At 63.6% G+C, this 12496-nt stretch carries 9 protein-coding genes and 1 pseudogene; 7 read left to right on the forward strand and 3 right to left on the reverse strand.

Features of this window, described 5'->3' with window-relative positions:
* The first annotated feature begins 1199 nt into the window (after positions 1-1199).
* The 4 genes and pseudogenes from CJ179_RS01740 (at position 1200) to CJ179_RS01755 (ending at position 6734) form a co-directional block, all read left to right on the forward strand.
* Positions 1200-2450: a lyase family protein gene (locus CJ179_RS01740; RefSeq protein WP_179377508.1), complete on the forward strand. Its 1251-nt coding sequence runs from the start codon at positions 1200-1202 to the stop codon at positions 2448-2450.
* A 252-nt stretch (positions 2451-2702) separates the two neighbouring features.
* Complete coding sequence (locus CJ179_RS01745; protein WP_095861029.1) at positions 2703-4241, forward strand: AbgT family transporter; 1539 nt, start codon at positions 2703-2705, stop codon at positions 4239-4241.
* A gap of 273 nt (positions 4242-4514) precedes the next feature.
* The gene (locus CJ179_RS01750; RefSeq protein WP_095860551.1) at positions 4515-5684 is read left to right on the forward strand and encodes a Glu/Leu/Phe/Val dehydrogenase; all 1170 of its coding nucleotides are present in this window, start codon (positions 4515-4517) and stop codon (positions 5682-5684) included.
* 184 nt (positions 5685-5868) lie between these two features.
* A pseudogene (locus CJ179_RS01755) lies at positions 5869-6734 on the forward strand (CoA ester lyase).
* Between the two features lie 1001 nt (positions 6735-7735).
* Here CJ179_RS01755 and CJ179_RS01760 read toward each other — a convergent pair.
* Positions 7736-8476 (reverse strand): VIT family protein, encoded by a 741-nt coding sequence (locus CJ179_RS01760; protein WP_095860552.1) that lies wholly within the window; start codon positions 8474-8476, stop codon positions 7736-7738.
* Between the two features lie 300 nt (positions 8477-8776).
* Between CJ179_RS01760 and CJ179_RS01765 the strand changes: the two genes are divergently transcribed.
* Positions 8777-9175, forward strand: a complete 399-nt coding sequence (locus CJ179_RS01765) for a hypothetical protein (protein ID WP_257015249.1) — start codon at positions 8777-8779, stop codon at positions 9173-9175.
* Between the two features lie 379 nt (positions 9176-9554).
* On the opposite strand, the gene hadA is transcribed toward CJ179_RS01765, so the two are convergent.
* Both hadA and CJ179_RS01775 read right to left on the reverse strand, forming a co-directional pair.
* Entirely contained in the window at positions 9555-10013 is a 459-nt protein-coding gene (hadA, locus tag CJ179_RS01770) for a (3R)-hydroxyacyl-ACP dehydratase subunit HadA (protein ID WP_095860553.1), read from the reverse strand.
* A gap of 41 nt (positions 10014-10054) precedes the next feature.
* Positions 10055-10465, reverse strand: a complete 411-nt coding sequence (locus tag CJ179_RS01775) for a class I SAM-dependent methyltransferase (protein WP_179377509.1) — start codon at positions 10463-10465, stop codon at positions 10055-10057.
* 627 nt (positions 10466-11092) lie between these two features.
* Here CJ179_RS01775 and CJ179_RS52555 point away from each other — a divergent pair.
* Together CJ179_RS52555 and CJ179_RS52560 are read left to right on the forward strand one after the other, a co-directional pair.
* A complete protein-coding gene (locus tag CJ179_RS52555; protein WP_257015250.1) occupies positions 11093-11545 on the forward strand; it encodes an IS110 family transposase in 453 nt (150 codons plus the stop codon).
* Positions 11542-12351, forward strand: coding sequence for a transposase (locus CJ179_RS52560; protein ID WP_257015251.1), 810 nt, complete (start codon positions 11542-11544; stop codon positions 12349-12351). The genes CJ179_RS52555 and CJ179_RS52560 overlap by 4 nt, the downstream gene beginning before the upstream one ends.
* The last annotated feature ends 145 nt before the right edge of the window (positions 12352-12496 follow it).

Here is a 12496-nt window from a genome sequence, read left to right on the forward strand (position 1 = left end):
AACATCGAATCACCTATTCTGGGAACACTTTTCGAAAGGTCCCGAGGTTCAGTTCAGAATGAGAATGCCTGTCCTCGATCCACGCACATATCGGGACTAGAGCTGACCAATAACACCTCGGAGCCTGCGAACCCGCCAACCCCACCCGCACTCGGGAATCGAGTTGAGTGCGCACACAGTCGGTAGCTCGACAGTGAACCCATCTCACGCGGTTGGCCGTGCCGTATTCGGCGATATGCTCTTCTCCACGCCATCACCGAGCACGCTCGGATCGGCGGACCGCTCGGCGAGTAAGAGGGCCGAACCGGCGAACGGTCCGCACCGACGCCGCGATCGCGCACTGGGCGAGGGACTGCGTGAGCACTCGATCATCGCCATTGACGAGCTTGTGGTCCTGGCGATGGACGGCGGCAGTTTCCGACCATCCCACCTCTGGCTTCGGATGGCGGTGGTGCCCGTGGTGCCGGCAGGCACCGCGATGCTCGCGCCGACCGCATCTCCGTGGAGCTCCCCCACCCTGGTGACCGCCACCGCTCACGGGTTCACGAACCGTGCGCGCAGAATGCGAACTCGACGTAATCCGATCGCAGGTGCATGGGCCGCCGCGGTCGGCCCTACGTGGTGTCGAGAACCAATCCCGATTACGGGATCCGGTCCATCGGAGCGGGCTCGATCGTCACCCAATTTTGTGGCGATCGACGCAAATTCGGTCGCGGCGAGCGGACAGGACGGATTGTGGACGGGGGTTGCAGGAGTACTCAACCGGACCGCGTGCCAGCTGGTCCGCCGGCTCGACGCTCGTTCACGCCTCCATCTGACGCGACCGGCGTCCTAGCGCCGTAGCCGGCGTTCCTCCCGACAACTCCCACCGGCGACTGATCTGCCTGAGACGTGCCCTCCGAATTGGTAGCCGACCTTGCACGCTCAGTTCTCGACCGGCGAGCCCGGCAGAATCACCCGCACCTTCGGCTCTCATTCGACGGCTTTACCTGCGAAGACACGGTCGGTGGGAGGCGGACTAAGCCGAGCCGAACCACAATGACAACCTAGTAACTAGACAACCTAGTTGCACCGTTCTATGATTTCCCTTACACGAGCAGGACGGCTAGGGCATGGCTCACGGCAGAACACCTGAGCATCACCGCCCTCCGCGCCGCTATCCCCAAGGCTCGACTCCTCCCAACACCGAAAGGCACAAAGTGCGAGAATCGACCGACCTCACCAACGCCCAGCTGTGGGGCAAGGTGACATCGCTAGCACTCCAGAACTCGCCGGATTTCGGACTCCGCCTGCACCAACTGCCCGAGTTTGTCCGTGCGTTCGCCGAAATCAAACTGGCTGCGGTCCGCACGAACCGAGACCTGGGACTGCTGGACAAGACCCGCGCGAACGCCATCGAGGAGGCAGCGGTCGAAGTCGCGCGCGGTGAGCTGCTGGATCAGTTTCCGCTGCGAGTCGTTGCTGTTGGCGGCGGAACGTCCACGAACATGAATGTCAACGAAGTGCTGGCCTCCCGGGCAACCCAGCTTCTTCCGAGTGAATCAGAGCTGACGATTCACCCAAACGACCATGTGAATCGGTCCCAGTCCTCCAACGATGCCTATCCGACAGCCGCACGGCTGCTCCTTGCCCGCCAGGCGCTAGGCGTGGCTTCCGCCTTGCGAAACCTTGCGCGCAGCTTCATTCGACAGGCCGAGCGACACTCTGGTGTGGAGAGGATGGGGCGCACCGGCTGGCAGGACGCCGTCATGGTTCCGGTGTCCGAGATCCACATGGCGCAGGCGGCCGCTGCAGAGCGCTTCGCCGATCAGTTCGAGGTCGCAGCGCAGGCACTCTACGCCGTTCCGCTCGGCGGGACGGTTCTCGGGACCGGAGTCGGGGCGCCAGACGGATTCGCGGCCGCAGTCGTACAGCAACTGGCAGACATTACGGGCCTGCCCCTGCGTCCAAGCGCTAACCCGATCGACGCCTTCGCGCATGCCGACGGATACTCGGCGCTCGCCGACACCGCCGCCCGGTGTGGCAGCATCTTGTACAAGCTGAGCCACGACCTCCGGGTCTTGAGCTCTGGCCCGAACGGTGGGTTGTCGGAGGTAATTCTGCCGAAACTTCAGCCTGGGTCGTCGATCATGCCGGGCAAGGTCAATCCGGTCGTGCCCAGCATGGTGGGACAGGCCAGCTTCTCAATTCGCGCAGCAGCTACGGCGGTAAGTTTGGCTGTCGCCGGAGGCGAGCCCGACTTCAACTCGAACAGCCCCTCGGTCGTCGCCTCCTTGTCGCCGGCGCTAACCGAGCTGGCCGCTGTGATTCCGGTCTTTGCCGAGAAGTGCATCGACGGGTTGGAATGGAACAGGGACCGACTTGCCGTCCTCGCTTCTCGCCCGTTTGACTCGCTCATTACCCAGGCGGAAGAAGACGGCTATGACGCCGTCGCCAGCCACGCGGTTTAAGGCGCTTCCCGCGATCAGGACCTGGTCGACTACTGCGTATCGCCACGCGAATATGAGAGCGGCTCAGGCTTGTTCGCCTCACTCTCACAATACCCGGCGTCTCGAAGTCGGGGAACTGAAGAAGATCGAATCGCTGTCACAGTCCAGAGCTTCGTTCGCCTGACAGCGCATCGTCCCTACAGGAAACCGGATTGGACCAGAAAGATGCAAAGCACCACCGCCCCTGTCGTCGACAGCAGCAGCAGTAGGACGATGAAGATCCTCTTCCGGGCGATCAGCGCGATCGAACGTGCCGGAAACAAGCTTCCCAACCCATTCTGGTTGTTCTGGATCATGGCCGGAATCGTGGGCGGTCTCAGCTTCGTCCTCTCCCTGGCCGGAGTATCGGTGACCTTGCCGAACTCCGGTGAAGTCGTGGAGGTCAAGAACCTGCTTTCCCTCGAGGGGATCGGTTATGCCGCGGAATCCGCTCTCGACAACTATTCGGAGTTTCCGGCTGTTTCCCTTGTAATCGCAATGATTCTCGGCGTGAGTATCGCTGAGGCGAGTGGGCTCATGACTACTCTCCTCCGAGCCACCGTGATCCGCATGCCGGCTCGCTGGGTGACGTTCGCGGTCGCTTTCGGCTCGATGATCTCGCACGTATTGGGTGATTCGGCATACATGGTGATGATTCCGCTCGGAGCATTGGCCTTCCGTGCTGTGGGGCGGAGCCCTGTTCTCGGTGTCCTCGTTGCATTTGTGTCGGTCTCGGCGGGCTTCAACGCGAGTCCACTTGTCACGCCGTCCGCAGCGATTCGGGCCTCACTGACAACGGCGGCCGCGCAGACGGTCGATCCCGACTATGTGGTTACCCCCGTTGCGACGTACTTCTATGCCGCAGTCGCGTCTGTGTACTTGTCGATCGTCATCACGCTGGTGGTCGAGTTTGTCCTGGCGAAACGCCCTGAGTTCAGTCAGTGGCCTGCGGCGGATGATGATTCGCCTGCCGACGGTGCGGCCGCGGGTGACGTGACTGACTTGGATGTTCAGCTCACCTCGTTGGAACGCCGGGGGCTGAAGCGGGCCGGCGTCGCGCTCGTCGTCTATGTCGCGGCTGTGATAGCGCTTATGCTGGTTCCGGGCTCCCCTCTGCTCGGCGAGAACGGCAGTATTGTGCAGTCGGTGGTGGTGCTGAACATCACCGTGTTCATCGGCCTGCTGTTTGCGGTACTGGGATTTGTGTATGGGCGGGCGACAGGGAGCGTGACGTCGCTGTCAGCGCTTCCGAAGATCATGGCGGACGGCATCATTCCGGTCGCGCCGGTGCTCGTGTTGTTCTTCGCCGCGTCACAGTTCTTGGGCTACTTCGAATGGACCGGGCTGGGCTCCGTTATCACGGTCGAGGGCGCTGACCTCCTGCACAAATTGAACGCCCCTCATCTGGTCGTTCTGGTCATTGTGATCTTCGCGATCGCGGTACTGAATCTGGTTATCTCGAGCGGAACCGCGATGTGGTCCATCCTCGCGCCGATTCTGGTGCCGATGATGATGTACGTCGGCATGCGGCCGGAGGCGACGCTGGCGGCCTTCATGATCGGAGATTCGGCTACCGGACCGGTCACGCCTATGAACGCCTTCTTTATTCTTGCGCTCGGATACGTGCAGCAATACAAGAAGAACGCAGGAATCGGAACGGTCATTTCCTTCGCGATACCTCTATCCATCGCAGTCCTCATCTCCTGGTCTGGACTCTTCGTCGTCTGGTACCTGCTCGGGGTCCCACTGGGCCCCGGCGGCTACCTCTATTGACTCTCCCCGCGTACATCGCCATATCCACGTGACTGCCCGACGCTGTTGCACACCTGAGCAATTCGACAAGATCCCTGACGACGACGAATAGTCCGAGGTCGGCGGTTGGGGGTGGTCGGGCACGTCCCAACCGCCGATCCAGAAAGAGGCCACCCCGTGAGGGACATCCTGATTCCTGCCGCGATAACCCCATCGTCCGCGGGTTCGCAGGCGCTGGCTGCCGCACAATCTCAGCTAACCGAGGCCGTTGCTCGACTCGGCTACGACGCCGGCATGCATGCCATGCTTGCCAACGCCCGCCGCGAGACCCGGATCAGCATCCCGGTGCGCCGCGACTCCGGTGACATCGAGGTACTCACCGGCTACCGTGTCCAGCACAACGTCTCACGCGGCCCGGCAATCGGCGGCGTCCGGTTCCATCTGGACGTCGATTTCAACGCAGCACGTGCCCTCGCCATGCGGACGACGTGGCAGTGCGCGCTCATTGACCTCCCCTACGGTGGGGCGACGGGAGGGATTGCACTGGACCCGGATGACTACTCGCAGCGTGAGCTCGAGCGGGTCACTCGCCGGTACACGAGCGAGTTGATGTCGCTCCTCGGCCCGAAGAGCGACATTTCCTCCCCGGACATCGGAACCGACGAACAGACCATGGCCTGGATGATGGACACCTACTCGGCCGCCCGCGGGTACACGGTGCCCGGGGTCGTCACCGGCAAGCCTCTGTTCATCGGCGGTTCACGTGGCCGGACGGACGCGACCTCGCGCGGTGTCGTGCACGTCGCGCAGGCGGCGCTCGAGCGGGCCGGAGTGACTGTGAACGGGGCGAGGGCCACAGTCCAGGGCTATGGCAAGGTCGGCCGCGGCGTGGTGCGGTTCCTGCATGAGCACGGCGTGCGGGTTGTCGCGGTCTCCGACCGGTTCGGCGCGGTGCACGACCGCCGCGGACTGGATCCGGACCGGCTCGACGAGCACCTGGCCAGCACCGGCTCGGTCGCCGGACTATCCGACGCCGACACCATCTCCGGCGACGAGTTGTTGGAGCTCGAAGTCGAATTACTGGTCCCGGCGGCTGTCGAGGGTGTGCTGCACGAGGGTAACGCCCGCCGGGTCCAGGCTCGGGTGATCGTCGAGGGTGCCAACGGCCCGACCAGCACCGCCGCCGATTCGATCCTCGCCGAACGCGGCATCGAGGTGGTCCCAGACATCCTGGCCAACGCCGGCGGTGTGATCGTCTCGCATTTCGAGTCGGCGCAGGCCGACCGGGCGAACTGGTGGAGTCGGGACGAATTGCAAGCCCGCCTCGCTGACCGAATCCTCACAGCGTGGCGGCACGTGGCAGACGTGGCGACGCAAGAACTGGTGTCACTGCGCTCGGCCGCGACACTGGTTGCCGTCGAACGAGTGGCCCACGCGGACCGCATCCGCGGCCTCCACCCGTGAGAATCGGACACTGATCTCCGCCGGGCTGAGTGCGCACCTGCAGATACCAGCCAGAAGGAGTAGAAACGCACCGGAACGCCTTGAGAACAAGGTCTGTCTCATTTAGCCGACTGTCTACCAGAGCTTCGCCCCTCTCCCACGCCACCACACTGCAGGCACAGGACTGCATTGAAAGGCACACAACATGTCGCTTTCAGCCCCAGCTACATCCCGCCAAGTCTCGTCCGAGTTCGCTCGGTCCTGGCTGCTTGTCAATACCACTCGCCTCGACCGACTCGAGGACGCGCAACGTTCCGCTGCCGACCAAATCGTGCTTGATATCGAAGATGCTGTTGCTCCCCAGCATAAGCCGGAAGCACGCGAGACAGTCGTCCGCTGGCTCGAACGCGAAGTGGCGTGGGTGCGGATCAACGATCACTCCACATCATTCTGGTCCGACGATGTCGACCAACTCAAAGGCCTACCTGGGCTGACCGGTGTCATGCTCGCAAAGACAGAATCTGCCGAGTAGGTCACCGAGACCTTCGATCGACTCGGCGGTACAACACCCGTTATCGGCTGATCGAATCAGCATTAGGGATCGAAGAATCATCACGCATCGCCTCGACTCGCGGAACATTCCGGCTCGCCTTCGGCAGCGGAGACTACCGCCGCGACAGCGGCACGAACGACAACGACCTCGCAATGGCCTACCCGCGTTCTCGACTCGTCGTCGCCAGCCGTCTCGGGCACCTACCCGGACCGATTGATGGCCCGACACTCGGCAGCAGTCGTCGTCTACTCCACAAACGAACAACGACCGCAGTGGGACTCGGGCTCACAGGCAAACTTTGCCTTGACCCCGAACAAGCACCAACGATCAACGAAATAGTCAGCCCAAGCCCCTCGGAAACCGCTTGGGCGACAAATTTCCTAGACGATTTCGAAGCCCGGGGAGGCACAATACGCGACGGAAGTGACCTCCCCCTCTTGAAGCGTGCCCAGAAAGTCAGCCGACTGTCAGCAGTGTTCCGTACCGGTCCGAACGATCACTCATCAGAACTTCGATGATGGTGGCGAATTCAGCTGCAACGGACCTTGTCCGGCCTGGCGACGAAATACCGCCTCAAGTGGCTTCGCCTCGACACTCAGCGGCCGCGGCCGGCCCGCGCTGGACGGATCAGCAGGCGGCGTCGATCAAGTCGTGGTATCGAGCCGACGAACTCTCCGATCATGGCCTGGGTATGTCCCGTGCCCTATCCGGTGTACGCCCGGAAGTTGCCCTCCAGCATGGCGTGTCCGCGGTTGGCCAGCACCTGCACGCCCAGGCTATCTCTGGTGTCCCGTCATCAAGGGTCGCGGTGCACCATCAGCATCGTCGGCAGATCTGCGTTCGGTTCCGACTGGAAGCATCAGATACGAGGAAGCTCAAGCCTGTCGCGTGCCAGCACATTGGGCAGCTCAGCGGGGTCCAGGCACGAGAGAGGCCGGAACCGCAGCCGACCCTTCCGGTGGCGTTGGTAGCGGTAGGGCCTCTGGGGCGCGGGTCGTCGACGAAGCTGACCGCCAGTTCTGCCTGCTTGTGTCCGATGACAAGTCGCCGATGTCGCCGTCGGAGAGCTTGGCGAGATCTGTCAGGATGTCGGCGACCCGGAACGGAGTGAGATCAACTGGAGAACGGGATGAGGTCGTCCGCGGCCGCGTCTGGATCGTACAGTCAACGCGCTCCACAGGTGCCGTTCTCGCCACCTATGGAGCCCTGGGTGCAGAGCAGCAGCGCGAGTCGTCTCTCGGCGGGTAGTGAGGCCACGATGCGGGTTTCATCCGCAGTCACGCACCGGAATAGGCGCCGGAGTCGAGCCCCTAGTTTCACACGTTGGGCGGTTCTTCAACGGGGCCAGAACGACGATGGCCGTTCCGTCCGGCAAGATCGACGCCCCCGCAAGCTCTGGCGGGCAGGAGAGATCCTGGACCGTGGCACAGATCGGATAGACACATATTGTGCGAGGGTCGTCGTCGCTCCTCCCAGCCGGAGCGGTGTTGCTCAAAATCATGGCAGCGGTAGCTTGAGATTAAAGGGGGCCACCGATCAGGTGCCCGATTGCATATGCGGCCATCATCGCGATCGCACCGCCCGCCACGATGCGCAGGACCGCCCGACTGCGTGCGGCACGGCCCAGTTGGGCGCTTATCGTGCCAGCGAGCGCAAGTGCGATCAAGACTGCCCCGAAAGTGATCGGGATGCGCGCGGGCACAGGGCTTATGAGAATAGCGATGAGTGGCAACAATGCGCCGACTGTGAACGAGACTGCGGAAGAAAAGGCTGCATGCCACGGATTGGTCAGGTTGTCAGGATTGATGCCCAGTTCGATATCTACGTGGGCAGCGAACGCATCGCGCTCGGTAAGTTCGTGAGCGACCGTAAGTGCTGTGCCGGCGCTTAGGCCCTTCGCTTGATACAGCGCGGCAAGCTCCGCGAACTCCTGCTCAGGGTCCTCTTCGAGTTCTCGTTTCTCCTCGGCAAGCATTACTCGTTCAGTGTCACGCTGGGTACTCACCGAGACGTATTCACCGAGTGCCATCGACACTGCACCGGCCGCCACCCCGGCGATTCCTGCCGTGAAGATTGGCGAGCGTTCGGGGCTCGCGGCAGCGACCCCGACCACAAGACCGGCGATGGACACGATTCCGTCGTTGGCGCCCATCACCCCGGCGCGAAGCCAGTTCAATCGCGAAGCAATTGCATCGGTATGTGGTTCCGTCTTGTGCAGTCCGATTGTGACGTTCGATGTGAGGGAGTTGGGAGCGTCCATGGTCCAGCAGCATAATGCGCTGCGATTCGACGTTCCAGCCTCCAGAGGCTTACCAAAGTTAGTTTACCATAATAGAATTCGGCGATTTCCGTGGGTGGCGCACTTCCAAAACCGAGACCTGAAATCTACTTTCACAAGTCCTGGCAAGTTGACAGCAGACTGCCCGCAGCCCTATCCGTCCGGAAATTTTCCTCCCCTGAAGATCGGCCAGCGATCTCTCCGACGCTTTCGAGTCCAGGTCGCCGCCACACCGCACTCGGAGGCCCCGTCACCACCGCCGCCGGCACCCGCGTCCCGGGCTTGCGGTTCGCCGATCAGCGCAGCCACGCCCTGCTCTCCGCACTGCTGGTCTTCCGGCTGCACCCGAACGGCTTCACCAACAAGGACCTGCGCACCCTCACCGGCGAGCTGCGCGGACTCGACCCGGACACGGTGTCCACCGGGCAGATGACCTACGACCTGCGCCGGCTGAAAACCCGCAACCTCATCGTCCGGATCGAGGGCAGCCACCGGTACCAGGTCACCGACCTCGGACTCGACACCGCGAAGTTCCTCACCTGTGTCCACGATCGGGTCCTGCGCACCGGCCTGGCCGAACTCGCCACCCCGACAACCACTCCCGGCCGCCTCCGAGCGATTGCGACCGCGTACCGCACCGCTGTCGATATCCTCACCGCCACAGCGCAACTCGCAGCCTGAATATCAAGCAGTCGAACGTGACCCGAACACCGCCGAACGTGACCCGAACACCGCAAACTTGACTCAACAATCCGGCTACGCCATCTCTAGCTACCTAGGGTGTCACCGGCCCGGCCGGGCCGACAGACCGGACACATGAGCTGGGCGATTACTGCCAATCCCAGACGTCTGCACGGCAATCGGGCGGGTCCCTCATGTAGGGAACGGGACAACCCACGGGGCCGTCACCGCGGTGGACCGCAGCCGCGAAACGGTGACGCACGGAGCGAACTGAGTTGGGCGTGCGAATAGTAGGGACCCAGAAAACGGACGCTTCGCTCCCTCTGACGGGTTGCGTCTCACCGTGCGATATTGGCATGGCCGTATGGGCTGCGGATGGTCACGGCCGAGGTGGTCGCGGGCGTGGGGCCGTGTCCGGAGTGCGGGCGACCATGGTGGTCCAGGTGGTCTGCATGAGCGTGCCGTGCACGTCGGTGATGACGTTCTTGATCACGATGACGTCTTGCCCGTGGCTGCGACGGAACGAATCGACGTAGATGTCGCAGATCAAGCGGTCCCCCACCGTGAAGGGCCGGTGGAAGTGCAGGCGCTGCTCGGTGTGAAGGACCTGGCTCAGGTCGTAGCCGGTGACCAGGTCGGCGAACACGCGCTGCTGGGCGACGCCACCGAGCAGTGAGGCGAAGGTCAGCGGCGCGATCAGCCCGGCGTAGCCGAGGTCGGCGGCGGCGGCCTCGTTCCGGTGTGCCGGGTGCGGGTCGAAAACCGCCCGCGCGTACTCGCGTACCTTCTCCCGCCCGACCTCGTAGTAGTCGGGAAGACGGAAGTGCCGGCCGACCATGTCGGCAGGATCGGCCGTCCCCGGTGTCGCGTCGTCATCGCTCACCCGGGCACACCGCCGGTGCCGTGGTAGACGCGGGTCACCGGCATCACGTCGATGCGTCCGCTGCCGAAGTGAGCGGCGGAACCGGTGAGATACTCGATGTGGCGCTGATGCACCTCCTCGGCGGCGATCTGCACCGCCTCGTCATGATGTGCTTGGAGCACCCGCCCCCGGTCGTCGAGGGTGCGGGCGTTGTGCGGCTGCAGCGCCTGGATTTGGTCGACGTGGAATCCGGCGGCTTCGCCGTCGCCGGTGACCCCGACAGAGTCCCGGGCAGGCGTTCCCTCATTCACTCGGTCGAAGATCGTGTGCATGGGCGGCATGATCACGTCATCCATCGCCGACCGCACCGATCCCCACACAGGGAGCATCTTGTCCACGTTGTCGACCGACGCCAAAGCATCCCCCACCCCGATAGAAATCCTCGCCGTCCACCGCGACGAACACCAGCTGCGCCCCATCGAGTGGAACCTCGATGATTCGCATACTCATGCGTTGTCCCCCAAGGACGGACGGGACCCACCACCAAGACCGCGCCGCGACATCGCCGTTGCCGTTGCCGTTGCCGTTGCCGTTGCGGCGATGATCGTTCCCCCAATGAGACCACTCGAACGACGGTGCCTGCCGTGTTAGCGGCAATACGACGACCAGCCGGGCGAGGGACAGGGCTCAGGAACTGGTGCTCGGTCGATATCGTGGGCAGTGGTCCTCGCGCGCTCCTTCATCGAGTGACTTTCGTCGATCCCTCGAAGAGTCACGCGATGGCCGCCGTCTTTGGCTACGACACGCCGGTCAGATGCAGAACCGGTTCATACACATAGATGATGGATACGGCCGCGGGGTGACGTGACTCGGTCGTACACCGACGCCCCGATCTGGGATTGTCTTCCGATGGATCTGTCCGTCACCTCGCGGCCGCGCGCACCGACCGGGCAGGCATGACTTGATAGGAGCTTGACCTCGGCAGTCTCGTCTATGTGCTGTCTGCCCGCCCGGTTGGTGCGTGTCCAACACCGATCGAGGGAAGGGCATCATCGATGGGCACCGACTACGACAACGAGATCAGCGTCTACGGAGGAATCGACACCCACAAAGACACCCATCACGTCGCGGTCATCGACGAACACGGACGGCCACTCGGTGACCGCGAGTTCAGAGCGACTGGCGCCGGCTATCGGAAGATCATCGATTATCTCCGCGGTTTCGGCCTCGTCGTCGCGGTCGCAGTGGAGGGCACCGGCAGCTACGGCGCCGAACTGGCGCGCGTACTGCGCCGTGCCGGGATGACCGTTCTCGAGGTCGTCCGGCCCGACCGCCGTGCACGCCGTCTGCACGGCAAGTCCGACCCGCTCGACGCGCTCCAGGCGGCCGTCACCGCACTGTCCGGGCGCGGGTTGGCGACCCCGAAAGATCGCGACGGGCTTGTCGAATCGATGCGGATCCTCTCACCGAACGGTCCTCGGCACGCAAGGCACGAGTCGCGGCGATGAACCAGATTCATGCGCTGCTGGTGACCGCGCCCGACCAGATCCGCGCCACCTACCGCAACCTCGGCAGTGTGAAACTTGTTGCCGCACTGGCTCGATCACGGCCGACTCCCGGCCATGGGCCGGAGCAGACCCTCCGTGGCTCTTTGAGGCGATTGGCCGTGCGCCATCAGCAGCACACGTCCGACATCGATGTTATCGACACCCGGCTCGGTGAGCTGGCCGCCCAGATCAACCCGGCCCTGCTGCAACTGTCCGGCGTCGGCCCCCTCGTCGCCGGCCAGCTTCTGGTCGCCTGTGGTGACAACCCCGAACGACTGAGCAGCGAGCAGCAGTTCGCCACACTGTGCGGAACTGCACCCATCCCCGCCTCGTCGGGCAAGCATCAGCGGCACCGGCTCTCCCGGGGCGGAGACCGCACCGCCAACTCCGCGATCCATCGCATCGTGCTCGTGCGGATGTCCGCCGGTGACACGCGCACCGCCGACTACATCGCGCGACGCACAGCGGAGGGCAAGTCCGAGCGCGAGATCATGCGCTGCCTCAAACGCTTCGTCGCGCGCGAGGTTTTCAAGATCATCCGGAATCCGCAGCCGGTGAACAGCGCCACGGGCCGACTTCGCCAACGTCGCCGAACTCTGGCCATCCCGATCACCACGGTGGCAACCGCACTTGCGGTTCCCTACCAGCGCCTACGACGTCTGGAGATCGGGCAACGCCTCGACCCCGATCTCGCCGCCGCCTACTCGCGGTGGCTCACCGACCGCGAGCAGCAGTCCATCTCCCTATCCCTGGCCGATACGGCTTGAAGCGATCTTGACAGCAATAGGAGCATCCATCTTCATGGACGCAACCGGACCGGCGCGTCGGGGCCTCGATCACAGAGGCGCCTTCGGCCCGCGCGTGGGTCCGTGGCTTTCGGTGCACACCATCGGCGCGGCGGGCCCGCGCGGA

It is taken from the genome of Rhodococcus sp. ACS1 (assembly GCF_002300155.1).
GTDB classification, from domain to species: Bacteria; Actinomycetota; Actinomycetes; order Mycobacteriales; family Mycobacteriaceae; genus Rhodococcus_F; species Rhodococcus_F koreensis.